Below are 23,837 nucleotides of genomic sequence, written 5' to 3'. Positions count from 1 at the left end.
GCTTTAGTTTTTGGATTTATAGCAGTTCAACGAGGTGTAGCGACAGCTTTAGCTGCGATCGCTCTGGCTGTAGCTGTTGTTGGAGTGAGTACGGTAAGTGTAAGCGGGGATAAAGCTTTTGTTTTGGTTTTAACTGGTGCGGCAGCTATTGTTGGGTGGTGGTCACAAGTCGTAGTGCTGATGGACAAGAAACTGTAGAAGTTGCCCATGAAGCGTTAATTCAGCACTGGCAATTATTACAAAGTCGCGATCGCAATCCTGTTTTTTCTCGCCCACTCAAACCAATCCTTCACAGCAGATTTAACCTGCGCGGACTCCGGTTTCCTTCCCTCCTTGCAAGCAGCGACAAATCCGCTTCTGGAGATTTGATCCCCTTCCAAGTTCGTAACGCTTCTTTCAAATAGGCGATGTCTGCGACAAGCCGCTAAAGCGTCTACGCACCCGGTATGTTATCCCAACACCGCTTCACTGTACGCTGAATCTCTGCGTTTAATCGAAACTGGAGTGTAAAGGGGATTTCTCGTAACTGCTGCAATACTTATTGTACTTCCTGCTGGCTGGAGTGAATTGATTTTTCCCCTCGCTTGGAAGCGTAATCATTTGTCTATTATCACTTCATCTAATTCTCAAAATTAGATTGAATAGAATATCTCTAAAGCTTAGATAAATAATTAGTAACAATAATAAAAACTGCTGAAATTGCATAACTGGGTCTAAACGCCAGCCCTGAATCATTAATATTATTCCAGATATCAATATTAAAATAGGCACTGCTATTCCTTGGATAACATAAATTACTAAAGCCGAGTTTGTCAGAGAGTTTTTTCGTGAAACAAGCCATCTTATCATCAAAATTAAATAAATGATTGCTACACCTATATACAACAACGCAATAAACTTAATTTCAATCAAGCCAGAGGTTATCATCCAGCAAACTATCAGAATTTAATAAAATATAAGTTACTCATTCAATTTTGAAGGATGGATTAAGTGTGCCGTTCTGGGAAAAAGACTCAGTTGAATACGAAATATTCAAGCAATACGAACGAGCGTTAGTCAGTCTTGGCGTTCACTTTTCGCGCTTAAGAAGTTCAAAACGCTCTTGAAGCTTGCACTTACGGTTTAGAGGATGCGTTCAGAAGCACGATTGACTATGTGCTATGGCTACAAAAGCATGAAAAGCAATTTTTCCAAAATGCAATTTTGGTTAGTGCTTTGCGAGAACAATGGAAACCAAAGGCATGGCGTGATGAGTACCTGGAACTGCCAAATCTGGAATCACCCGGGCAGAGGTGGTGGAATGCAGCAGCCAAAACGTGGGGTTACGATGTCCGCAATCGCCTTGTTGCAGATGTGTTTTACGACAATGGCACAGAATTCATCAAATTCACCAACGGTAAGGAAATAACCGTAGAGACAGCATGGCGCTGGGAGTGGGAACGAGTACTGCAATATGTAACCAATCAATAACTCACGCTACTCATTTGGTTTCAGCAACACCCCATCCGCCACCACAAAACTCCACTGTGGGAACTTCACTACTAATTTTTTGATGACAATTCGCAAAGCTGGATCGTCCTCCCAGCACTCCATTAGAAAATCAAAGCCAGGATTTTCGCGTAATTGTTCCGCCATCTTCAATTTATCCATACGCCAGGGTCACGCGTTAGACCAGGCTGCGATCGTGCCTTACTTGTAGTGTCATTACCCCATCGGAAATCGCCGCATCATCTCCTGTAACGCTATCGCTTCACCATCCGCCGTATACACCACCTCACCCGACATAGCAATCACAATCCGCTGCTGTCTTGCCCACTCAAACCAAGCGATCGCACCAGATTTTGCCTATTGTGTCTCCGGTTTCCTCCCCTCCTTGCAAGCAGCGACTTTCCACAGCTTTCGGTGACTGTTCAAAGTGCCTGTTTCAAATAAGCGATCGCCGCCAACAGAAACTTGCTTGAGCCGTAATAGCTCCCGATTGTTTACTCTTGATGACAAAAATCTTGTACTACAGTGCGTAAAAGCGCATACTCAAGGTGTATCCAGCGTTAACCCTTGCTTTCAATAGAAGGTTGGCAGGATGCTGAGTAGTTCAGTTACTACCAATGAAGCTGAGGGATTAACTCAATATGGTGAATGAGGAGCATCTGACAATATTAAAACAGGGTGTGAGCATTTGGAATACGTGGAGAATAAAAAATCGTGGAGTCAAACCAGATATTCAGGATGCTAACTTTAGAGGCGCTAACCTTAGTGGTGCTGATCTGCGGTGGGTAAACCTTGAAAATGCTGACTTGAGAGGGGCTAATCTCATTGATAGTAATCTCTGTAAGGCCCACCTCAGTAAAGCAAAGCTCAGTAATTGCGAGCTTAAAGATGCTAACCTTAGTGGTGCTGCTCTCCGGTGGGCAAACCTCGAAAATGTTGATCTCACAGGAGCAAATCTTAATGAAACTGACTTTCAGAAAGCTAACTTGACTGAAGCGATTTTAAGTAAAACTCAAGCTTTAGGCACAAATTTTATTGGAGCAAACCTTACAGGAGTCTGCATAAAAGATTGGAATATAAACAATCTTACAATTCTTGATGACGTAATTTGCGACTATATTTACCTCCAACAAAGTCAACAAGAGCGTCGTCCAAGCGTTGGTATCTTTGCCCCTGGAGAATTCACCAAGCTATTTCAAAAAGCCCAAAAAACAGTTGACTTGATTTTCAGCAATGGCATTGATTGGCAAGCATTTCTGACTTCGTTTCAAAAACTACAGGTTGAGTGCGGTAGTGAAGAATTAACCATCCAAGCTATTGAAAATAAGAATGATGGTGCTTTTGTAATTCGGGTGAATGTTCCCGCTCATGCTGACAAAGCTGAAATTGAAAAGTATTTAAAACGAGAATATGAATTAGCACTTGTAGCGTTAGAAGAAAAATATCAAGTTCAGCTACAGGGCAGAGATGAGCAAATAGAAATTTACCGAAAGCAAAGCACCGATCTAACTGAGATTGTAAAACTCTTGGCAAGTAGAGCTACTTATGACCTGAGAAATTCTCAAATTGGTGGAAGCCTGATTAACGCCGAGACAGTTAACGCCGACCAAATAGGTGGTAATATCCATAACAACGACGCTTGAAAATGCCCAAGCCAACCCATGCCGGACTCAGAAGACCCCAAGCAAGTCAACAACGACTTACGTAACGCTCAGTTTGGCGGTGGGTTGATTAATGCTGAGTCTGTGAACGCTGGGCGAGTTGGCGGCGATATCTACAATATTCACATTGGGCAGCAGGCGGTAGCACCAGTAAATCAGAACAGTCAGCCGCAAAAAATCTTGATTTTGGCAGCAATTCCTTACAGTTTGCGTTTGGATCGAGAGATTAGAGAAATTGAAGATGCTATACGACGGGCTACAAGACGGGATTTATTTGAGATTCGGATTAAAACTGCTGTACGCCCTCAAGATATTCGTAGAGCGATCGCAGAAGAACGTCCTTATATTGTTCATTTCTGCGGACATGGTTTGTCAGATGGCAGTTTATTGCTAGAAGATGATGGAGGAAACAACAAACCTGTTTCGCCAGAGGGATTAGCATCATTGTTTAAGTTACACACTGATTACATAAACTGTGTCTTACTGAACGCTTGTTATTCAGCTAAACCTGCCCATGCAATTAGCCAACATATTAATTATGCGATTGGCATGAACCAGCCCATTGGTGACAAAGCAGCGATTGTATTTGCTCAGGGATTTTATGATGGGTTGGGTTACGAAAACCTAGATACTCAAGATATATTTCAAAGAGCTTTTGACGAAGGTTTAGTTGCTGTTGGGCTAGAAAATACTTCTGAGGAACAAATACCAGTTTTAAAAAAGAAAGGTTCTTTTATTGAGAAAAGAGTACCAGAAACAGAGACAAACATATATATCGAACGTCCCCCTATTGAGGACAAGTGCTATAGTGCAATTTTGCAGCCTGGGGCATTAGTCCGTGTCAAAGCTCCCCAAAGAATGGGGAAAACACTCTTGTTAGAGAAAATGCTAGATTATGCCAGAGTCCAAGGTTATCAAACAGCAAAGCTCGATTTCAAACTAGCTGATATTGAAATCTTGGCTAATTTAAAAACATTCTTGCAATGGTTGTGTATTGATGTTGCTGACAGCCTAGAACTAGAACCACAACTAGATAAATACTGGCAGGATGTCTTTGGGCAGAATAAAAACTGTACTCGCTATTTTCAAAAATATTTACTATCGGTAACTGAGTCTCCCTTAGTTTTAGCCATAGATAATTTTGAGCGACTGTTTAATTATCCAGATATTTTCCCTCAATTCTGCTTACTGCTACGTGGATGGTATGAAGCAGCCAAACAAGGTGACAAGATTGGTAATATCTGGAAGAAACTGCGCTTAGTGGTAGTTCATTCCACCGAAGCTTACCCCTCTTTAGACACTAATCACTCCCCGTTTAATGTAGGATTGGCGATTGAGTTACCTGAATTTAATCTGCAACAAGTAGCAAACCTTGCTAAACAGAACGAATTGGGACAACTGGAGGAACAAGACTTAATACAGTTGATGGGGTTAGTAGGGGGACATCCTTACTTAATACAGTCTGCGATCGCTCCCGGTACATCTCCCAAGAACGCTTGACCGTGCGCTGAATCTCACAATTGAGTTGGAACTATGAGTTACAGGACATCTCCCTCAACAATTAAACTATAAGAAAGTGAGATAACAGCTTGGCAGATGTGGTTTTGGGAAAAAGACTCAGTTGAATACGAGATATTCAAGCAATACGAACGAGCGTTGGTAGCTATCGGCGTTAACTTTTCACTTGAAGAAGTCCAAAATGCTTTAGAAGGCTGCACGTATGGTTTAGAGGATGCGCTCAGAAGCACGATTGATTATGTGCTGTGGTTGCAAAAGAATGAAAAGCAATTTTTTCCAAACGCGATTTTGGTTAGTGCTTTGCGAGAGCAATGGAAACCAAAGGCATGGCGTGATGAGTACCTAGAACTGCCAAATCTAGAGTCACCAGGGCAAAGGTGGTGGAATGCGGCAGCTAAAATGTGGGGGTACGATGTACGCAATCGTCTCGTCGCAGATGTGTTTTATGACAACGGCACAGAATTCATCAAATTCACCAACGGTAAAGAAATCACGGTAGATGCTGCGTGGCGTTGGGATTGGGAACGTGTTCTAAACTATGCCACTAATCAATAGTTGACGCAACTGTGATCAGTATCTAACGGGAATGGAACCGAGGTTGATACAACTCGCACACCAGAAGAAAATGTAGAGCTTGCTATTCAAAAACTAACAAAAGAATTAGCATCAGATCTACTACAAATAATTAAAAATTCTCCACCAGCTTTCTTTGAAAAACTAGTAGTCGATTTATTAGTCAAAATGGGATATGGCGGCACTCGCAAGGATGCAGGTCAAACCGTTGGGCGTAGTGGTGATGGTGGAATTGACGGTATCATCAACGAAGACCGTCTTGGATTAGATGTAATTTACATACAAGCTAAACGTTGGGAAAGTTCTGTAGGTCGTCCTGAAATTCAAAAGTTTGCTGGAGCTTTACAAGGATTTCGTGCCAGAAAAGGAGTATTTATAACAACATCAACGTTTACAAATGAAGCTAAAGACTACGTTTCAAGAATTGACAGTAAGATTATTTTGATTGATGAGGAAACGCTGACTCAGTTGATGATTGAAAATAATGTTGGTGTTACGCCATTTGCTGTGTATGAAGTCAAGAAAGTTGATTCAGATTACTTTACGGATAGCTAGAGTAATTCGGTTTTCTTTTCTAAAATAATTATTGTAGTTTAACTAACATAAAATATGGATGAAAACTTAGAATGGCGCATCAGAGCTTTTTTTGATTTTTGGAGAAAAAAGCACTCATTTATCAGTAAGTTAGACCTGAGCGAACAAAGGTATGAAGCCAACGTTTTACTATGGGGATCTTTTGACGCACTTTCTAATTTATGGGCAAAGGAGATAGGCAAGAGCGAGTGTGGTAATAGTGGCAAGCGAATTATTTTTGATGCGTTTCTTGCACGTTATGGAGGTGATGTATTTAAGTTAGTTTCTCTTCCGGATGTGTGGAGTCGAGCAGAACGAGGCGATGCTTCTAAATTACCCAAAAATGTATGTATATTTTTAAGCGAAATTAAAAGACGTAAAAATGGCTCTAATGTCTACAAATATGAAGACGATTTTGAGATGGATGCGAGAACAATTCGCTCTACTTCAAACGATTTGAATATAGATGATGTCGTCCATCAAGTTATTACAAATTTCCCTAACGCTAATCGGGCTGAAATTGAGCAATGGCTTACTCTTTCCCGATATGGGGCGATCGCTTACAAAGTATTCCGAAATACTTATAAGCTGTTGTGCATTTAAATTGTGATAATAACGTTACCTTTATTTTTGATTTTCCGCGCCCATTTAATAATTAACTGCCCTTCATTTAAAAGTTGATGTAATAAATATTCTAGCTCTTCAAGTGATTTAAATAACCGATTAGCAACATATTCTTTTGTCGAATGCCAGACCAATTCAATTAAGTTATAATCTGGGCTATATTCCGGGAGAAACTCTAAATGAATATTCGGCATTTCTGCTTCAATTTTATTGATATACTCTTGTTTTTTGTGAAAGCTTGCATTATCAAGAATGATAACTATCTTGGCTCCTTTTTTTGCAAAGTCTTTGGCTTGATTACCTGCTTCTACCCATTCAAAAACTATTTCTTCATAGAAGATTTTTAGGACTTTGTAAAAATTATCTGCATTGCCTTTATCGATAAACTCTACGAATCTTTTCTTATCGGAATACCTTAATCCTCCCATCACATTAACTCTTCCTTTTCTTCTGTCTCCTCTCACGTTTTTGGAGCTACCTTTTTTACACCATGTTTTTCTTCTGATTACCCTTAAACTAAAGCCGCTCTCATCCCAAAACCATAACTGTAATAGTTCTGGATACTTTTTTTCTATTCTTAAATATTCTGCTATTTTCTGTTTAAATGCTTTTCTTTTTTCCGGATTCTGTTTGGACTCTAAGCTATATTTTGCCCAGAGGTAAACGTACTTTTTTTTCTCTAATATCCTCCTGACTTGAGAACCACTTAATTGTATGCCTGTGAGCTTCTCTAAATATGTTGCTAATCTCTGCGCTGTCCATCTGCCAAACTCGTATCCTAATTCTTGTGGTTCTTTATCTATCGTTTCTAGTAATATTTCTATATATTTATCTGTGGCTTTTTTATGGTTTCCCTTCATCCTCTCATCTTTGAGGCTTTCTAGATTCTCGCTCGTCTCCATGAACACACCCGACATCGCACTTTTGAGTTAAAAAGAAACTTTATTTATGCTCCGTTCGCAAAACTGCTGTAAGACAAAGTACTCTTTGCAAAGATAAAACTTTCAAACCCAGTAGTTGAAAGGGTAATAACATCTCCATTATTATTGAAGGTGAGATTAGCCGAGTTCAGGGTATTATCGGAACTTACACCAGAAATGACTAGTTGGGAGCGATTGAAAGCACTCAGGTCTAGTGTGTCAAAACCTGTTCCACCATTAATACTTCCACTACCAAACCCTTTGAAATAGTCATCCCCACTGTCTAATTCAATATTGATACCGCCACTAATAGTAACTTTTTGTTGAACTTCATTAATGATACTGGTGGCTGTAATTTTGTCATTGCCTTCACCAGTCTTAATAGTTCCCTCTCCATAAATTCCATAAGCAGAAATAGTATTTGTTGCTGTAGCTTGTCCAGTCAGTATGTCACAACCATCTCCTGTATCAATGAATCCGTCGTTGACGATACCTAAGAAGCCGCTAGTCGCAGTGATTGTATCATTACCATTACCAGTATAGATACCATCATTAAAGTTGTTAAAGATGCCATATTCGCCGCCATCGGCAATGATAATATCATTACCATTATCAGTATAGATCCTCCCTCTAATACCGCAGAACTCTCCAGTAGCAATGATAATATCGTTACCATTACCAGTGCTGGTGCTGTCTAAGTAGTTGTCAAGACCTATATCAGAAGTACCAGTGGCAATGATAATATCGTTACCATTACCAGTATCAAAGGAACCGCTGTTAGAGATGCCCCTACTACCAATACCAATGATCATGTCGTCACCATCTCCGGTATCGATGATACCGTAGTAATTTAAGATGCCATTCGGGTAATTACCAATGCCAATAATAATATCGTTACCATTACCTGTATTAATATTGCCATCGTTACGGATGCCATTACTAAGACTTTTAGTGCTAGTGCTAATACCAATGATGATGTCGTTACCATCTCCGGTATCGATGATGCCGTTATTAGAGATACCTATACTATTACTTTTAGTGCTAGTGCTAGTGCTAGTGCCAGCGATAGTGTCGTTACCTCCTAAAGTATTTACAGTAATACCAGAGAGAACCTGGATACCATAAATATAAGTAGTCTTGACTGTAACTACATCTGCATCGTTAGTCCATTTACCTAACAAAGTTGAAGGGTCAGTGTCTAAGTACCAACCCTTATTATTTAAATTAACTGTGTTTGAATAAGCCATAATTTACTCCTAGAAAGAATTAAAATTTCAGCAATAAATATTTTTTTACAGCAAAAATACTGGTTCTTCAATGCTTATTATACTAAAGTTGCTCCAAAGCTCAACGATGGGAACGAGTACTAAAATATGCCAGTAGTTGAAATAGCAATCACTACTCCTCCCACTTTACCAACACCCCATCCACAGCCACCAATCCCCACTGCGGAAACTTCGCCAGCAGTTTCTTGATCGCAGTCCGCAATGCAGGGTCATACCTTTGATAAGGTTATACTTACACCTCGACTGTGGTACTACTCCCCCACCGGATACCGCCGCATCATCTCCTGCAACTCTACCGCCTCACCCTCCGGCGTATACACAACCTCACCGGACATAGCAATCACAATCCTTTGTTTCCTTGCCCACTCAAACCAATCTTTCACGGCAGATTTAACCTGTGCGGACTCCGGTTTCCTACCTTCCTTACAAGCCGCCACAAATACAGCTTCCGGTGACTTGATTCCTTTCCAAGTTCGCAGTGCCTCCTTCAAATAACTGATCGCCCCTGGTACATTCTCCCAGCACCGCTTAACTGTACGTTGAATCTCTGCGTTTAGCCGAAATTGCGGGGTACAGGGTAGGCTGTTGACTTTGTTGGTTTTTAGGCGATTTTGCGGAAAATTATTCGTGTTCTTTTTTGTTTGTGGAAAAACGGCTGGAACAGCCGTTTTTCCACAAAAATAGTCAACACACTTTCTGCATGAACCCTTATGGGCAAAAGAGTACAAAGTTTACAGCCTAGGTACAGGGTATTTCTCGTAACTGTTGCAGCACTTCTTGAACTTCCTGGCTACTGGGTTGCGCTGATTTTTCTACAGGCTCGGCGCAATCATCACCAGAGTCTTCGTCACAAAAATTCGACGCAACCGGGGCGGCGGAAGAACGATCCTCATGGGGATCTGTCTCGGTAGCCGAATCAACCAGTTCTATGTCTTCAACGAAGTGAGCAGTCTGGGGTAACTCTAGTTCTGCGGTTTGACAAGCCCCTTCCTGGTCGCATTCCAAAATCTTGGCTTCCTCGTTCTCACTTTTTTTAAGCTCAACAGCAGAGTGTTGTTGTGGCTTTGAAGCTTCTGGATGGGATCTATGGTATTGTTCTACAGCGAACGTCGAATGTTCAGATTTGAACTTGCCATGTTCAAGTAACTTATTCAGTACATCGAAGTTTAATTTATACTGCCATGTTCTATCCTGACCGTTGCCAGGATTCTTCTGCTTGGAGATAATACCCATCTCGTCAAGCAGAGCGATCGCACTCCTAATCACATGAAGGCTATGTTCACCCATTAGATCGGCATAAATTTTCTTGAGGGGCTGATAAATCCAGGGGGTGCGGTGGTTCTTCAGCTTCCACTTTGTCCAGTGTCGAAAGTATTCAATCAGCTTGGCCGCACAAAAGTTACCAGTGATATCAAAATACTCCCGGCGCAATATCACCAGGATAGAAAACCTTTCAGCAGATGCAACACTACTCATATCCTACCTTCTATAATTTGTAAAAACTGGGTTGTCTAAAACGGCATATTCTCTTGGTCTTCTTCGGGTGCTTGTGACCAAAATTCCCTGAGCTTTTGGCGTTTAGCCACCAGAAATTGCTGTTTCTCTTCGGGCGATACTTCACCAATCAATTGCTGTAACTCATTCTTTTGCTTCTGCTTCCAAAGTTCAGTTGTCACAGCAGGTAAAGCCAGGGTTTCAATTTTGGTAGACGGTCTGAAGTTGCGGCGACGGAACAAAAAGCGGAAATGGCGTTTATCTTGTGACGGCAGCGATCGCCATACGTCCTCATTCCATCCTGGTGGTACAAAATCAGCTGATGGAGGTAACAGGCTTTGTGCTTGGGCTTGTAATTGGGCAATTGCTTGTTGCATTGCAGGAATGGCTTGGAGCAATGCTAACTGTTCAGTGCTAAGTGACTGCGGGGTATAGCCAGTTTGTGACCAGATAAATACCCTTGTCCCGGCTTTGGCTACCATACGGTAATTGTTGGCTGCGGTTTGCTTGCCTTTGTACTTCCGGGCATCCATCGCGTAGTATTCCAGCACTGCATGGCAAAGTTCGTCAATCACGAACAAGCTCCCGTGAGCATCGTTCATTATGAGTCTCCAGTCTTTACCAGCAATTGGTTTCAGCGATTCTGTCAAGTCGTTCGTTATGGGGTCACAATCACGAATCTTGTTTAGTAACTGGGTGATTGCGGGTTGGTCTGTTCCGCAAAAATTAGCTAAAGCTGTGACGGTCATCCCGCTTACGCCGTCGTTGGTGCGGGTACAAAATCCTAACTCGTCCTGAATATGAAAAGTAATCGCATCCATAAACATTTCTCCAATTTTTGACGCATGAAAATATCGACAACACTTAACCCATGCCGCATTGAGTTCTTTTAAAGATGTGGGTGGGAATTTTTATTTACTGGTTTGTTTCTTGCCAGAACCGTAATTCATCCTTGAAATAACGCTCAGTCTTTTTCGGTTTGTCTTTCCAATGATCCCAAGCCACCCGAACTTCATCTCCGAAATCCTCGATGACTTCACCCTTGCGTATATACAAGGCAAAGTAAGGGTCAGCGTGAGCAACAACAGAACCAAGCCCAATAATCAATTCACAATTCGCAAGTCGCAATTCGCAATTCGCAATTATCAGAAACCATCGGTTCCGTAATCTTGGAGGATTCTGCTCTCTCCAAAGAAGTGATTAACTCTGTCTCTTGCGGTGTCAGTTCCGCCCAGTAGTCTTGTTTAATAACCTCATATTCAGTAGCCACTTCCAGATAATCCCACCAGCTACACCCAGGCTTCGACAATACAGCCCGAATATCACTAACCGCTTGAGGTAACAGTTGCAATTGTTCGGCTCGATATGCGATCGCAATTGGTGTCGGTTCACTGCCAAGGATAATTGCAGCTGCTTGGAGTGCTTGGGTGTTGTTCATAGCACTGGCCAGATTACCCAAAGCTATACCCATCAGTCGCAGGCATTCGGTGGCGTTTTCTTTGGGTGGTTCAAGGGCAAGCGATCGCAACAGCAGCCTTGAGCTTTTCTGGTTCCTTGACTAGGCGTAGCAAAGGACGGGCTTGACGCTCGTTTTTAATGTGTTCGCCCAACTCCTGGGCTGTATCAATGACTTTCTTGGCTCCTAGCAGTTGGTTGATTCGTCGGTATCCACCCCAAGCGGATAATTCATGCTGGCAGTATTGCTCAAAAGTTTTATAGCCAGCTTCACGGTAAAGTTGTTTTGAGCGCATCTGGAGAATGTCATCAACTGCTTGCCATTCAAATCTGTCGATGGCAGTGAACGTTTCTTTGATGCAGCTATTGAGAACACCGTAATCGAGAGGTGAAATAGTTTCACAGTAGGGGTCAATAATAGCATTCCCCTCTGTGCATAGTGCAGGAGGATTTGATATTGTTTGATTAACCATGAACCTGGGAGTTTATGGAACTACCCTCAGCGCGTGCCTGAGAAACAATCGCTGGGGGTTTTAAATTGTCAGCACAATTGCTTTGAGTCTAGCATTAGGCTAGCCAAACAAGCAACTAGGCTAGACATTTACAAACACCCTTTAAAAGCTTCGCCCCCTAGGGTTCAGTAGGGGGCGAGTTGGTTGCTAGATTTATGAGGTTTTTGGCGCTGGCTAGCATATGTTCTAGCTGATTCTTTAGTTGCTGGTTTTCTGCGGCTAGCCCGCCTTTAATTTTCCCAGTTCTGCTTTAATCTCCGCTATCTCTTGTTGTTGCTTCTCTACAAGTTGCCTGATATCAACAACATTAGTTTCACTTTCTCCCCTTCCAAGCCTGCTTCTAATGTACTTCTCGATGTCTTCGGTCATACTTGTTCCTTCTGTTTCTAGCAACTCTTTGTATGCAAGGTACAAACTGTTATCTAGCCTTACATTCAACTGAGCGCCACGCTTCCTAGTGGAAGGCTTTGTTTCGTCTGCCATTTCTGTTTCTTGAATTCAAATAACTATTAACACTATAAAACACGGTCTAGCCAGTGGCTATAACTTCTACTAATGTCTAAGACCCGTACAGATCAGTTATTTGGCTAGATAATGTCTTGACAATGGCTAGCCAAAATCTTATATTAGATTCATCAGCTAAAAACAAAAGACGACCGCACCAGTCTCGCAAACTCAGCGATCGCCTTCTGTCCCTAAAATTAGGAGAAATATTATTATGCCTCATCTCACATATTCACAGCAAGCACGTTTAGGCTTTAATCGCAACGCAATAGATGAGGAAGCCAAAGCACAGGAAGAACTCTACAATCCATTCTCCTCACGACCCGGTTGCACTGAGCGCCAAGTTAAAGGGGCAATCTCGCTCACCCTTGCCCCAGTGTAATAGAGCAGTTGAATGATTGACCTGTCTCGTCCTTTTGGAGTTAGGGCAATCATAGTCATTACTTCTAGCTCACTTAAAATACGTTCGGCTAGCTTATCTTCAGGTTCGGGCAATGGTACCTGGGCAGCAACATTAAATTTTGTCCATTCTACTCCATTAGCAAATCGCATTAGACTTTTGACAGCTGCAATTCTCCTAGCACGAGTAGAGGTTTCATATTCCTTGGTTTCTAAATAATCCGCGAACGCCAAAACATCATTCATCGTTACTGTTCGCAAGTCTAAATCATTTAGCTGCACTTTTTTAGCACTTACACCTAGAATAAAGGCAATGAATTGACGGATATCTGTATCATAAGAGCGCCGGGTCTGAGGCGATCGCTTCGCTGTTAGCATTTTTCTAGTTCTCTGTGCTGTTGGTGCTTTGGTGAGGGAACTAAAAAGGTGAGACAGCAAGAGCGATCGCTTTTTAGTTCTGGGGGATTTAATTACTGAATTGCGATCGCTGTTCTTTATCAGATTATCGTCTTTTGATAAGAGCCGCACCCATATCATTTAAGTCCGTGGGATAAGACTTTCGTTTCATGAGCAACTATGTAAATACACTATATAAGAGGTATCCTATCGTTGCAAGCACTTTTTTCTACTCATCTTTAGATTTACTTTATAAATAGCCTCTTAAGGAATTGACCAATCCACAATTTTCAAATTAGGGACTTTCTGAAAATCTTTCAAGTTACGTGTCACAACTGTAGCATTTAAGGAAAGTACAATGGCTGCAATTCTTAAATCTTGTGTACCAACGCGAATTTTTTGCTTGACTAATTCGTGATAAATGTTAAATGCGGACTCATTAAAATCAAGAATATTAGCTTGACATAACCGATTAAATGTTTCTTTCAATAAAGCGTAAGCTGTAACTAATTCTTGCTTTGATTTGGCTCGTTTAATTACATCTAAACGACCGTACATCTGCTCAATAATAGTGATCACTGTGACTGCAATTTCTGAAGGATTAATAGTAGCTACTTTGCTAGCCACTACTGGATGACCTCGTTGTAGTAGCGAAACATGGTCAGTATCAAGCACCCATTTTGTCATCTGATTTATACCTAACCAAATATACTCTTACTCTTGTAGAAAAGTGTCTTCTGTAGATTTATCTAGTTCTTGTCGATAATTTTCTATAGCTTCAAGCATTTGCTCAAATTGTGGGTCATCTTTGAAAACTCCAGCCATTGCTAACCAAGGATTTTTCTGCTCAGAAGATGGCACTTTTATAGATAAACAAACAATTTCTGCACCAGCTAGATGGGTCTCTAGACGTTGCTGAAGTTGAGCTAATGCAGTAAGGCGATCGCTTGCTTCTACTTGTAATTCCGGCAACCCAGGAACAATAGCAACTGTTCTGCCATCAGCTTGTTGCTTAACAATAACATTTACTAAAACTTCGTTATTATCTTGGCTAGTTTGTGATGTTGCAGATGAAAAAGAATTCATGATAATTTTGGGGCTTATTTTGTTTAATTCTAACAATGATTGACATACTCACCTCGCTTTCAGGCAGGTGAGTATGTCAAAATCTTCAATTAGTTGAAGTTCAGGGCGAACGCATCTTATTTACTAATAAAAACTAAGCGAGATTACAAAATGACATAGATAATTGGGAAAATTGATAGAATGATAAGCAAAGTAAATCAAAGATGTTCTAAAAATATCGATGAGTTTATCTTCATCTAAATAAAAGGATTGACTCCCTCTTGCCAAACCACATAACTTAAGCGTAAATCTCGCTGTTCGTAGAGACGGGAAACACCTAACACTGCAAACCAATCTGGTCGCTTATGCCACAGTGGACAACGCGAGTCATAGTAAAGATTTAAATCGCTGGCAACAAATATCCGATCGCTAGGATAATTGGGCGGACGAAAGGTTTCGTCTAATAGACGAGGTTGCAACAAATGAAACTGATCGGGCAAACCAGGTTCCTCTGGGTCTTCACTAGGAAGATCGTACATTGTAGGTAATGTATCTTTTGGAGAACGTGGCGGATTTGTTTGATACATTGCGTAACAGTCCTGATGGCGAGACTCTTAGCTATATTATCTAACCTAGACTCAGGATTTTTGAGAATCACGTAATCAAAGGATGGCGATCGCATTCTTATTCTTTTAAAGTGAGGGTAGCGATCGCAGTTTACACCTATGTGATATGTTCCGGTTTCTTGCGGTTGGCGGGAATAATTTTAGAAGATCAAGAATGGCCGAAAAAATGTGGACACTTTGAGGGTAAGCGAGTTATCCCGCAGGCTGAACATACAGGAAAAATTCGTGCTGCCGTAGAGGCGCGTGGCGATAGCGGTTTGGTAATTATAGCTCGCACAGATGCTCGTGCGCCATTGGGTTTAGAAGCTGCGATCGCTCGTGGCAAAGCTTACATCGCCGCTGGAGCAGATGTACTATTTGTAGAAGCTCCCCAATCGATTGAGGATTTGTAATTTAGTGCCAACACTAAGCGAACATAGATAAGTAGTTGTTATCTCTGTACGAAAGTCCTGGATTCTACGCAATTGCGAGCCAATATCAGTAACAGATTTTGCAAAAAAGTTAAGTTTTTAGTATTAAAATGAACCATTGTAGAGACGTTGAATTGCAACGTCTCTACTACCAAAGGATTTGTTGCAATCATTAATTGAATTAGTATTACTAAAATTTCATCTGATTTTTTGTTCTCTCTCTAGATGAAATAAGTCTCTTGCTTTAGATGCTTACATAGAGAGTTCCTGATTTATTATGTTATCAATATGACACTAGTTAAGCAAAACTCTTTGAATACACCAGCAAAACCGCCAAAAACACTAGTAGAAAAGCAAATTGAAACAGAACGGATGCGTGATGTTCTAGTGTTGTTGCAAAATTTGATTAATAGTGAAGAAGCCACTGTTAAGCTAATTTTAGATTGCCTTTATGATATTGGCTCAGTTAATGTAATTAACCAAAAGTTCCGCTGGCGTTATCCAAATAGGATAATGAAATTAATTGCTAGAATGTCTAAACCTGCTTTTAAAGCCCTCGCTATAGCTTGGTTTAAGAAAAATTGCCCTCAATTAATTACTGATTGGTTATACTCAAAAGTTACTTTTGATATTCCCCAAAAAACACCTCAAGAAATGGCTGTTGAAGTTGCTCAACCTCAATTATCTTACTCACCATCTAAAGACAATGTAGATCGAGAGATTAAAAATTTACGTAACCAAGTGAGATTATTAGCAGGAATTTTAATAGTTGCGATCGCTAGTTTAGGTGTAACAGTTACTTTATTAAGTAATTCGTAATGACGCTCCTTCGTCGCTAACGCTGCGCTAACGTAATTCGTAATTAAACTAAAATTGATATTTATCGTAAATTTAAGGGTTTAAGACTCCTACGTCTATACGTAGCTCAGTTTTAGACGGAGATTTATACCCCGACTGAAACTGTATTTAATGCGCGAATTTTGAATCGGTATTTTCTTCTAAAAATAAATTATCTTTTGAATAAGAATAATTTTTCCATCGAAAGATGCTCGGTTATCTTGAGATATATAAAAAAACGAAGCCATTGATAATTTAGGATTACTATATCTCTATCAAATGTATTAACTTTTTAAGTATTTATGCTATGTGATTAAATATTTGATTATGATTTTAATAGTGGCGATCGCTACCTGATTAATCAAAAATCACCTTAACAGTGATAACCAACATCATGTCCGCCTAATTATTTATAATTCCCGCATCTGTGCAAAAACCAGGAAAACCTCTTTCCCCTGCTCACCTACAGTCTTAATGGACGCGATATAAGCCGCCCACAATCCTCCAGCGACAAGTGCTATAGCTAATATGCTCATTCCTACTATGACTTTGCCCAAACCTAACTTGGAGGACATTGAAATATGCTTACTGTTGGAGGGTGTGTACCAATACTACGGTTATGACTATCGTAATTATGCTCATTCCTCACTCAAGCGCCGGATTCACAACTTTATGCGCTCAGAAGGATTAGCAAATATTTCTGCATTACAAGAGAGATTACTTCACAATCGTACATATTTAGAAAAGTTTTTGCTAAGTCTGACAGTAAATGTCACATCAATGTTTCGAGATCCTAGCTTCTATCAAACCTTCAGAACTCAAGTCGTCCCTTTCTTACAAACCTATCCTTTCATTCGTATTTGGCACGCTGGATGCTCCACAGGAGAAGAAGTCTATTCAATGGCTATTCTATTACAAGAAGAAGGACTTTATCACCGTTGTCGAATATATGCCACTGATACTAACGAGAAAGTACTCCAAAGCGCCAAGAGTGGTATTTTTTCTCTCAAGCTGATGCAGGAATATACTCAACTTTACTTAAAAGCAGGCGGCAAACGGTCTTTCTCAGAATACTACACGGCAGCTTATGATAATGCCATTTTTCGAGCATCCTTGAGAGAAAATATTGTCTTTGCTCAGCATAATCTGGCAACTGACAGTTCTTTTAACGAGTTCAATGTTATCCTTTGCCGTAACGTTTTGATATATTTCAACCATATCCTGCAACAACGGGTTCACGAACTTTTTTTCAACAGTCTTTGCACCTTTGGTATTTTAGGTTTAGGACGACAAGAATCGATTAGATTTACTCCTTATGAGCAACACTTTGAAGAGATAGCCAAAGGAGAGAAACTGTACAAAAAAATTAGATAAATTAATGATATCTTGATATCGCCGAAGCGATCGCCACAATGTGAAGGGCTACAAATTACACCTCAACAAATCTTTCAACAAGCAAAAATTCCCTAATTTAGTCAAAGACGCTACGCGAACGCCCAATGAGTTACGCCATAGACGATAGCGTAGCGAAGCATAAGTCCTTTTTACTGCCAAATATAAATTAGAAGAAACAAAACAATCCAGATAACATCAACGAAGTGCCAAAATAATGAGGTGGCATTGACGCCAAAGTGACCTGATTCGTAGTTCCCCGGAATGAAAGAACGCACTAAGATAATTAACTGCAACAGAATACCTGTGAAAACGTGCAAACCGTGGAAACCTGTTAACAGGTAAAACATGCCACCAAATGTGCCAGAAGTGAAGCCAAAGGCGAGACTATTCCATTCAATTGCTTGTCCAAATAAAAAGTAACTTCCCATCGCCATCGTCGCCAAAAGATAGAGACGAAATCCTGCTAAGTTATGGCGCTGGAGGGCTTTTTCTGCTAGATAAATCACAAAACTACTAGCAACAAGAATGACTGTATTGATTGCAGGTTCTTTAATTTCTAATCGAGAAATACCAGCGGGTAGCCAATTGGGAGTTGTTGTTTTGTAGACAATATATCCTGCAAAAAAACTCAAGAAAATCACGCTTTCAGATAGTAGGAAGACAATGAAGCCAAACATTTTATTGCCTTCTTCGTCGTGACTATGCTCAGCGTTTATGTGGTGTGATTGATTGGGAACAATATAACTTTCCATTGGTGTAGATTTTGAGGTTGAATTTGCAACGCAGAGGAACGCGGAGGATTTCTGCAACTTCCTCGATTCTCTGGTTAGTCTATGGGTGACGTAATTCGTAATTCGTAATTAAGTTTTGTAATGGGGATTTGACCCCAACACAAAACTTACAGGTTATGGAACTGGGTGACTTAAACCCACGGAACTTGTTAATGGTTCGGATTTGCCGTAGCCGTAGGGTTCACTGATAACAGTTGGAATTTCTTCAAAGTTCTCTACCGGAGGTGGGGAAGAAACTAGCCACTCTAGTCCAATTGCCCGCCAAGGGTTAGCAGGGGCTTTCTCACCACTTGTCCAAGCGATTACCATGTTGAAGATGAAAGGCAAGGTGGACATTCCTAAGAGAAATGAACCAAGGCTAGCAATGATATTCCAAAATTCATACTCTGGGGCGTAGGAGGAAACTCGGCGTAGCATTCCTTGCAGTCCCAATGGGTGCATGGGTAAGAAGTTGAGGTTAGTACCGATGAATGATAGCCAGAAGTGCAATTTACCCCAGCCTTCGTAGTACATCCGTCCAGTCATTTTGGGGAACCAGTGGTAGATGGCTGCATACAAGCCCATCGTTACTGTACCGAAGAGGACGTAGTGGAAGTGACCAACTACAAAGTAAGTGTTGTTAACGTGGACATCAACCGGCACGGAGGAAAGCATGATGCCTGTAATGCCGGCGAAGACAAACATGATTAGTCCACCCAAGGCAAACAGCATCGGTGTAGTTAGACGTAGTTTACCGCCCCAAATCGTCGCTACCCAAGCAAATACTTTAATCCCGGTGGGTACAGATACACACATTGTCGTCAGCATAAAAATCATCCGCATCCAGCCTGGTGTACCACTGACGTACATGTGATGCACCCAGACGATACCGCTAACTACTGCAATCAAGAGGGATGATATGGCAACTACTTTGTAACCAAATAGGGGTTTACGAGCATAAACCGGGAAGATTTCTGAGAAAATGCCGAACACGGGTAGAATGATCACGTAAACGGCAGGGTGGGAGTAAAACCAGAAATAATGCTGGAACATGACTGGATTTCCACCTCTGGCGGGGTCGAAGAAGGCTGTACCAACTGTGAGGTCGAGTAGCAGCATCACCGCGCCAGCTGTCAGGGCGGGGAGTCCGAATAATTGGATAATTTGAGCGCTAAAAACTGCCCAAACAAACAGGGGCATCCGGAAGAAGCTCATGCCTGGTGCCCGCATCTTGACGATTGTCGTCACGAAATTGACTGCACCCATAATTGAGGACACACCAGACACTGCTACTGCTAGCAGCCAGAGGACTTGCCCGTTAATCAAGTTGCCTGTGGGATTCTGGAGACTAACCGGTGGATAAGCCCACCAGCCTGCTTGGGCTGGGCCACCAGGAACAAAAAAGCTCCCCATCAAGAGAATCCCAACCACCGGCACCATCCAAAAGGCAACGGCGTTGAGGCGGGGAAATGCCATATCTCGTGCCCCAATCATCAATGGCACTAGATAGTTAGCAAAACCAACCAGTGAAGGAAATGTCCACAAAAACAGCATGATGGTGCCGTGCATGGTGAACATACCGTTATAGACGGTGCGGTCTATAAGATCAGATTCAGGTGTGATTAGTTCTCCGCGAATTACCATCGCGAAGATACCACCAATTAGAAAGAAGAAAAAAGAGGTAACAAGATACTGAATACCAATTACTTTGTGGTCGGTACTAAAGCTGAAGTATCGCTTCCAGTTTCCCGGAGATTCGTGGTGAGGCTGCTCACCGCTGATACTGATGCTGTCGATGGGGATGTTTGTCATATCAATAGGGAATTGGGAGTGGGGAGTGGGGAATGGGGAGTGGGGAATTGGGAATGGGGAATTGGGAATGGGGAATGGGGAGTGGGGAATGGGGAATTTAGTTATTTCTCCCCTAGTTCTCTCGACTTTTGTTATGGATGGTTTAGTTCTACCTATCCCCTGTTCCCTTATGAAGCATTGACTAAAGGAGGTGCTGCGGGTGCAACTGTGGCCCAGCCGGTTTTGACTGTCTGATGGGATGCTTGGGCATATTCGGAGGCGGCTTGATTTTTCGCGGGAGATGGTTTGCGAGTTGCTGCTTGAGCTAGCCATTGGTGATAGTCTTCGGGAGATTCAACGACTACATCAGCTTGCATGGTGGCAAAGTATGTGCCGCTATATTGAGAATCGGTCAGACTATATTGGCCTATACGGATGGGAGTAAATTCAAAGTCTATGGTGTGATTGGGAATAATATCTTGTTTAAGACGGAATGCAGGGATGTAGAAGCCGTGCAATACGTCCTCTGATTTCAATGCTAAACGCACGCGGCGATCGCTTGGTAAATGCAACTCAGTACTGGTAATATCTTTTTCTGGATAATGGAAGACCCAAGCCCATTGTTTGGCAAGTACGTCTATTTTCTCTACGGGGAGGGAAGAGGACGCGGGGAAGGGGGGACGCGGGGAGGGGGGGAAAGAATTCTCCGTGTCTTCCACGGGTGCTGCATAAGCCGATTCCATCCCCATCGGATTATGTAGGTGTACAAGTTCCATGGGGCCTTGAATGCCCATTTGCTCGTAAACTTGGTAGCTGTAGCCTGCAATCCAAAATACTAGCAAAATGGGGATGGCTGTCCAAACAACTTCTAGTGTCACATTACCTTCAATTGGTGGGCCATCGCTGGTGTCGCCTTTTTCGGCTCGATGGAAAATCACAGAATACATCAAAGTACCGGTGACTCCCAAGAAAATGAAAGCACCTAGCGTTACTAGGAAGCTAATCAAATCATCAATCAGCTGCGATTCGGCTGCTGCTTGTGGAGGAAGCCAAAAATAAGCTTGCTTACCTATCCAAATACTAGTGATCGGCAGGGCGATCGCACCTGTAATTAATGTCAAAATGTTTAGGATCTTGCGGATGTTCATGAGAATGGGGAGTGGGGAGTGGGGAGTGGGGAATTACGAATTACGAATTACGTTAGCGACGAAGGAGCGTCATTACGAATTACTACTTCAGTACTGTGTTGGGGTCTTGTCCCATTCGTAGTAAGGTGTCGGCGGTGTTGTGGACGCCAAATTCAGCGGCCATTTGTGCGCCTAGTGTGCCGTGGACATACATGATGAACATGATTGCCATGCCGGTGAGTAAATAACTCCACTGCACTTGTCTGTCGGCGTCTCTGCCCCAAGCGTAGCGTTGCCATCCTCGCCAGATGGTCATGCCAATAATTAAGGCTAGTAAGAAGACTCCTCCAACACCATGCCAAAGCATGGTTTCCATGGCTTGCAGTCCCCAGGCACTTTTGATATCGGCTGGTGGTGCTGCGAGCAGCATTTCGTAAAAGCCTGCTGCAACTGTAAAAAAGGTGATGACGGCTGAGGCTACCATGTTATACCAACCAACATCAAAGAAGTTGTTGCGCTCGACGGTAATGGCTAAAAATTTGAAGACCCATTTTTCAAATGGAAATAGTACACCAGCAATATCAAAAATGATCCCAATGATGAATAAACCAAGGGTGAGGTGAACTAAGTTGGGATGGATGGGAATTGTATAAGGTAGTCCGTTTGGGCCTAGTTGTGCGTTTAATTGGTTGATTAGTTCTGAGTTCATGGCAATATACCATCCTTGATTGCTTCCACAACTGGCACTGTATGTAGTCCATATACCCAAACAAGTTCATCGCCGAGATAGACTTGCAGACCAACTATCAAGACTAAAATTAGTCCTGCTCCAAGATAATAAATCGATAATTTTTGCGGGTTGCGTTTACGAATTACGTAGCGCCAAGCTGTAATCGCAGCGATAATTCCTGACAGCGACCAACCGATGAGTGTGTGCGTATTTAACACTGATTTAGCTAGATCATAAGGTTTAGCTAAACCTGCTTCAAACTGTCCGAAAATAATGGCAACGAAAATGGCGATCGTGGCTACAAACATATTCCACCAACTCACCTCAAATAGACGAGTTCTACCAGTAAAGTAACCAATTACATCGCAGCAAAAGGCAAATAAAATCATCGCAATGACGAAGTGAACAATGATGGGGTGAATTGTATCTGGATAAGGTAAGTTATGGTCGTTCAAAGATGTAAAATACTCAAGCATGATCTTCTCCTAGACATATTTCAGTTATTAGTTATCAGTTATTTGTACTGAGCGGCTTGCCCTGAGCGTAGTCGAAGGGAATCGAAGTATCAGTTATCAGTGGTTTTTGTCCAGGATGAGTCAGGATTTAGAGTACCTTGTTTTTGCAAGTGGTGTGTTGCACTTGAGGCCTAAATCACAATTTATAACTTTGATAACTGTTCACTGTTAACTATTCACTGTTTTAATATCTGCGCGTTCAAACCTGTTTAATCATGTGTCAGAATTTGGTAGCTTAATTTGCTGAACTGGCTGATGTGGCGAATTTTTTTTGATTGCGATTCATTTCCTCGTATCGATAATCTATAACAGCAATTGTTGATGTGGCTAAACTAAATTGCTGTTGTTTATTTGAGTTGCTTTATCTATCTTTTAGCTTAAGTAAATTTTTATGAAAAGTCAAAAGATAAAAAATAAAAGTTTTAAAATTAATTGATTAGCAAAAAAATGATTTTGTTGATGTATCTACTTTGGCATTACTTAAAATATTATTAAATCGAAAATAAATATTTTTATGTTAAATATTGCACATTTGCAAATTATTGATTTGTCATATAAATAACAGAACTTTAGAGGAATTATTACTTTCTTTGTAAAAATTGTGATTTGTTCTTTGTCATTAGTGCCGACAAATGACAAATGACAATCACCAGTGAATATGCAATTTAAAGAGATTAAGATCTGAACTCGCTCAACCCACCCCCTATGGCCTCTAGACAAAGGGAAAGCTGAGGTTTGAGAATAGGAAGGAGTGAGAAATCCAGATTATGAACCAAAAAGTTTCACAAAAATTACAATCTGTGTTCCTGATGATATGAAGGCTAAGCAAGTGAGATTCAAAATTGTGGTGATAGGTACTTCTTTAGGTGGATTATTAGCGCTGAAAAATGTGCTAGAAAATTTAACAGCGGATTTTTCTGTACCGATCGCGATCGTGCAGCACCGTCACAAAGATTCTGACACCACCCTCAAAGCATTACTGCAAGAATCCACTTCCATACCAATACGAGAAGTGGAAGACAAGGACGAGATTCTTCCAGGACACATTTATCTGGCTCCAGCAGATTATCACTTACTGGTTGAATCTGGTTACTTTGCTCTTTCTACAGATGAACCCCTAGCTATCTAATTGGTATTTCAGGGCTTGAGACTCAAGCATAGTAAGAAG

The 23,837-nt window shown here is 41.4% G+C and carries 30 protein-coding genes and 4 pseudogenes; 13 read left to right on the top strand and 21 right to left on the bottom strand.

The window, feature by feature from the left end; all coding sequences use genetic code 11:
• Positions 1–198: hypothetical protein (locus AC5JMF_RS17245; RefSeq protein WP_495796942.1), on the top strand; the 198-nt coding region annotated here is incomplete at its 5' end.
• Entirely contained in the window at positions 156–404 is a 249-nt protein-coding gene (locus AC5JMF_RS17240; protein ID WP_495796941.1) for a hypothetical protein, read from the top strand. The genes AC5JMF_RS17245 and AC5JMF_RS17240, both read left to right, overlap by 43 nt.
• Positions 405–615: 211 nt before the next feature.
• On the opposite strand, the gene AC5JMF_RS17235 is transcribed toward AC5JMF_RS17240, so the two are convergent.
• Positions 616–849, bottom strand: a complete 234-nt coding sequence (locus tag AC5JMF_RS17235; protein ID WP_495796945.1) for a Ycf66 family protein — start codon at positions 847–849, stop codon at positions 616–618.
• 306 nt (positions 850–1,155) lie between these two features.
• On the opposite strand from AC5JMF_RS17235, the gene AC5JMF_RS17230 reads away from it, so the two are divergent.
• Positions 1,156–1,470 carry a hypothetical protein gene (locus tag AC5JMF_RS17230; RefSeq protein WP_495796940.1) on the top strand — a complete coding sequence of 105 codons (315 nt, stop codon included), beginning with the start codon at positions 1,156–1,158 and terminating at the stop codon, positions 1,468–1,470.
• A 6-nt stretch (positions 1,471–1,476) separates the two neighbouring features.
• Here AC5JMF_RS17230 and AC5JMF_RS17225 read toward each other — a convergent pair whose 3' ends face one another.
• Both AC5JMF_RS17225 and AC5JMF_RS17220 read right to left on the bottom strand, forming a co-directional pair.
• Entirely contained in the window at positions 1,477–1,635 is a 159-nt protein-coding gene (locus AC5JMF_RS17225; RefSeq protein ID WP_495796939.1) for a hypothetical protein, read from the bottom strand.
• 210 nt (positions 1,636–1,845) lie between these two features.
• Positions 1,846–1,998 carry a hypothetical protein gene (locus tag AC5JMF_RS17220; RefSeq protein WP_495796938.1) on the bottom strand — a complete coding sequence of 51 codons (153 nt, stop codon included), beginning with the start codon at positions 1,996–1,998 and terminating at the stop codon, positions 1,846–1,848.
• A gap of 131 nt (positions 1,999–2,129) precedes the next feature.
• On the opposite strand from AC5JMF_RS17220, the gene AC5JMF_RS17215 reads away from it, so the two are divergent.
• From AC5JMF_RS17215 to AC5JMF_RS17195, 5 genes are all read left to right on the top strand, one after another.
• The gene (locus tag AC5JMF_RS17215) at positions 2,130–3,131 is read left to right on the top strand and encodes a pentapeptide repeat-containing protein (protein ID WP_495796937.1); all 1,002 of its coding nucleotides are present in this window, start codon (positions 2,130–2,132) and stop codon (positions 3,129–3,131) included.
• An 18-nt stretch (positions 3,132–3,149) separates the two neighbouring features.
• Positions 3,150–4,649, top strand: a complete 1,500-nt coding sequence (locus AC5JMF_RS17210; protein WP_495796936.1) for an AAA-like domain-containing protein — start codon at positions 3,150–3,152, stop codon at positions 4,647–4,649.
• Between the two features lie 96 nt (positions 4,650–4,745).
• Positions 4,746–5,222, top strand: coding sequence for a hypothetical protein (locus tag AC5JMF_RS17205; RefSeq protein WP_495796935.1), 477 nt, complete (start codon positions 4,746–4,748; stop codon positions 5,220–5,222).
• A gap of 84 nt (positions 5,223–5,306) precedes the next feature.
• Positions 5,307–5,795 carry a restriction endonuclease gene (locus AC5JMF_RS17200; protein ID WP_495796944.1) on the top strand — a complete coding sequence of 163 codons (489 nt, stop codon included), beginning with the start codon at positions 5,307–5,309 and terminating at the stop codon, positions 5,793–5,795.
• Between the two features lie 54 nt (positions 5,796–5,849).
• A complete protein-coding gene (locus AC5JMF_RS17195) occupies positions 5,850–6,416 on the top strand; it encodes a hypothetical protein (protein WP_495796934.1) in 567 nt (188 codons plus the stop codon).
• Here the strand turns inward: AC5JMF_RS17195 and AC5JMF_RS17190 are convergent.
• Positions 6,413–7,346: pseudogene (locus AC5JMF_RS17190) on the bottom strand (IS630 family transposase); the annotation flags it as partial. The gene AC5JMF_RS17195 and the pseudogene AC5JMF_RS17190 overlap by 4 nt on opposite strands.
• 37 nt (positions 7,347–7,383) lie before the next feature.
• The gene (locus AC5JMF_RS17185) at positions 7,384–8,604 is read right to left on the bottom strand and encodes a hypothetical protein (RefSeq protein ID WP_495796933.1); all 1,221 of its coding nucleotides are present in this window, start codon (positions 8,602–8,604) and stop codon (positions 7,384–7,386) included.
• A gap of 240 nt (positions 8,605–8,844) precedes the next feature.
• Here AC5JMF_RS17185 and AC5JMF_RS17180 point away from each other — a divergent pair, with 240 nt between their 5' ends.
• Positions 8,845–9,138, top strand: coding sequence for a hypothetical protein (locus tag AC5JMF_RS17180; protein ID WP_495796932.1), 294 nt, complete (start codon positions 8,845–8,847; stop codon positions 9,136–9,138).
• Between the two features lie 243 nt (positions 9,139–9,381).
• Here the strand turns inward: AC5JMF_RS17180 and AC5JMF_RS17175 are convergent, their stop codons facing one another.
• The 10 genes and pseudogenes from AC5JMF_RS17175 to AC5JMF_RS17130 form a co-directional block, all read right to left on the bottom strand.
• Positions 9,382–10,119 carry a hypothetical protein gene (locus AC5JMF_RS17175; protein ID WP_495796931.1) on the bottom strand — a complete coding sequence of 246 codons (738 nt, stop codon included), beginning with the start codon at positions 10,117–10,119 and terminating at the stop codon, positions 9,382–9,384.
• A 35-nt stretch (positions 10,120–10,154) separates the two neighbouring features.
• Complete coding sequence (locus AC5JMF_RS17170) at positions 10,155–10,958, bottom strand: hypothetical protein (RefSeq protein ID WP_495796930.1); 804 nt, start codon at positions 10,956–10,958, stop codon at positions 10,155–10,157.
• 94 nt (positions 10,959–11,052) lie between these two features.
• A complete protein-coding gene (locus AC5JMF_RS17165) occupies positions 11,053–11,265 on the bottom strand; it encodes a hypothetical protein (RefSeq protein WP_495796929.1) in 213 nt (70 codons plus the stop codon).
• Positions 11,246–11,665, bottom strand: a complete 420-nt coding sequence (locus AC5JMF_RS17160; protein ID WP_495796928.1) for a hypothetical protein — start codon at positions 11,663–11,665, stop codon at positions 11,246–11,248. Before AC5JMF_RS17160 ends, AC5JMF_RS17165 begins: the two co-directional genes overlap by 20 nt.
• The gene (locus AC5JMF_RS17155) at positions 11,646–12,065 is read right to left on the bottom strand and encodes a hypothetical protein (protein ID WP_495796927.1); all 420 of its coding nucleotides are present in this window, start codon (positions 12,063–12,065) and stop codon (positions 11,646–11,648) included. The genes AC5JMF_RS17160 and AC5JMF_RS17155 overlap by 20 nt, the downstream gene beginning before the upstream one ends.
• Before the next feature lie 258 nt (positions 12,066–12,323).
• The gene (locus AC5JMF_RS17150) at positions 12,324–12,587 is read right to left on the bottom strand and encodes a hypothetical protein (RefSeq protein WP_495796926.1); all 264 of its coding nucleotides are present in this window, start codon (positions 12,585–12,587) and stop codon (positions 12,324–12,326) included.
• A gap of 321 nt (positions 12,588–12,908) precedes the next feature.
• Positions 12,909–13,535: a tyrosine-type recombinase/integrase gene (locus AC5JMF_RS17145; RefSeq protein ID WP_495796925.1), complete on the bottom strand. Its 627-nt coding sequence runs from the start codon at positions 13,533–13,535 to the stop codon at positions 12,909–12,911.
• 132 nt (positions 13,536–13,667) lie between these two features.
• Positions 13,668–14,090: a type II toxin-antitoxin system VapC family toxin gene (locus tag AC5JMF_RS17140; protein ID WP_495796924.1), complete on the bottom strand. Its 423-nt coding sequence runs from the start codon at positions 14,088–14,090 to the stop codon at positions 13,668–13,670.
• Between the two features lie 27 nt (positions 14,091–14,117).
• Entirely contained in the window at positions 14,118–14,489 is a 372-nt protein-coding gene (locus tag AC5JMF_RS17135) for a hypothetical protein (RefSeq protein ID WP_495796923.1), read from the bottom strand.
• A 239-nt stretch (positions 14,490–14,728) separates the two neighbouring features.
• Positions 14,729–15,055, bottom strand: a pseudogene (locus AC5JMF_RS17130) (hypothetical protein); the annotation flags it as partial.
• 158 nt (positions 15,056–15,213) lie between these two features.
• On the opposite strand from AC5JMF_RS17130, the pseudogene AC5JMF_RS17125 reads away from it, so the two are divergent.
• Together AC5JMF_RS17125 and AC5JMF_RS17120 are read left to right on the top strand one after the other, a co-directional pair.
• Positions 15,214–15,483, top strand: a pseudogene (locus AC5JMF_RS17125) (isocitrate lyase/phosphoenolpyruvate mutase family protein); the annotation flags it as partial.
• A 309-nt stretch (positions 15,484–15,792) separates the two neighbouring features.
• Complete coding sequence (locus tag AC5JMF_RS17120; protein ID WP_495796922.1) at positions 15,793–16,323, top strand: hypothetical protein; 531 nt, start codon at positions 15,793–15,795, stop codon at positions 16,321–16,323.
• Positions 16,324–16,751: 428 nt separating this feature from the next.
• On the opposite strand, the gene AC5JMF_RS17115 is transcribed toward AC5JMF_RS17120, so the two are convergent.
• Positions 16,752–16,877: a hypothetical protein gene (locus tag AC5JMF_RS17115; RefSeq protein WP_495796921.1), complete on the bottom strand. Its 126-nt coding sequence runs from the start codon at positions 16,875–16,877 to the stop codon at positions 16,752–16,754.
• Positions 16,878–16,884: 7 nt separating this feature from the next.
• On the opposite strand from AC5JMF_RS17115, the gene AC5JMF_RS17110 reads away from it, so the two are divergent.
• Positions 16,885–17,715, top strand: a complete 831-nt coding sequence (locus AC5JMF_RS17110; RefSeq protein WP_495796943.1) for a CheR family methyltransferase — start codon at positions 16,885–16,887, stop codon at positions 17,713–17,715.
• Positions 17,716–17,885: 170 nt separating this feature from the next.
• On the opposite strand, the gene AC5JMF_RS17105 is transcribed toward AC5JMF_RS17110, so the two are convergent.
• The 5 genes from AC5JMF_RS17105 to AC5JMF_RS17085 all read right to left on the bottom strand — a co-directional run bounded on the left by AC5JMF_RS17105 (position 17,886) and on the right by AC5JMF_RS17085 (position 22,630).
• Positions 17,886–18,488, bottom strand: coding sequence for a cytochrome c oxidase subunit 3 (locus tag AC5JMF_RS17105; protein ID WP_495796920.1), 603 nt, complete (start codon positions 18,486–18,488; stop codon positions 17,886–17,888).
• A gap of 153 nt (positions 18,489–18,641) precedes the next feature.
• Entirely contained in the window at positions 18,642–20,318 is a 1,677-nt protein-coding gene (gene ctaD, locus AC5JMF_RS17100; RefSeq protein WP_495796919.1) for a cytochrome c oxidase subunit I, read from the bottom strand.
• Positions 20,319–20,485: 167 nt separating this feature from the next.
• A complete protein-coding gene (locus tag AC5JMF_RS17095) occupies positions 20,486–21,445 on the bottom strand; it encodes a cytochrome c oxidase subunit II (protein ID WP_495796918.1) in 960 nt (319 codons plus the stop codon).
• Positions 21,446–21,527: 82 nt separating this feature from the next.
• The gene (locus AC5JMF_RS17090) at positions 21,528–22,133 is read right to left on the bottom strand and encodes a DUF2231 domain-containing protein (RefSeq protein WP_495796917.1); all 606 of its coding nucleotides are present in this window, start codon (positions 22,131–22,133) and stop codon (positions 21,528–21,530) included.
• Positions 22,130–22,630, bottom strand: coding sequence for a DUF2231 domain-containing protein (locus AC5JMF_RS17085; RefSeq protein WP_495796916.1), 501 nt, complete (start codon positions 22,628–22,630; stop codon positions 22,130–22,132). The genes AC5JMF_RS17090 and AC5JMF_RS17085 overlap by 4 nt, the downstream gene beginning before the upstream one ends.
• A gap of 868 nt (positions 22,631–23,498) precedes the next feature.
• Between AC5JMF_RS17085 and AC5JMF_RS17080 the strand changes: the two are divergent.
• Positions 23,499–23,792: pseudogene (locus tag AC5JMF_RS17080) on the top strand (chemotaxis protein CheB); the annotation flags it as partial.
• Positions 23,793–23,837: the final 45 nt, after the last annotated feature.

Source organism: Desmonostoc vinosum (assembly GCF_059505385.1).
This window is presented reverse-complemented; position numbering and strand designations above follow the sequence as displayed.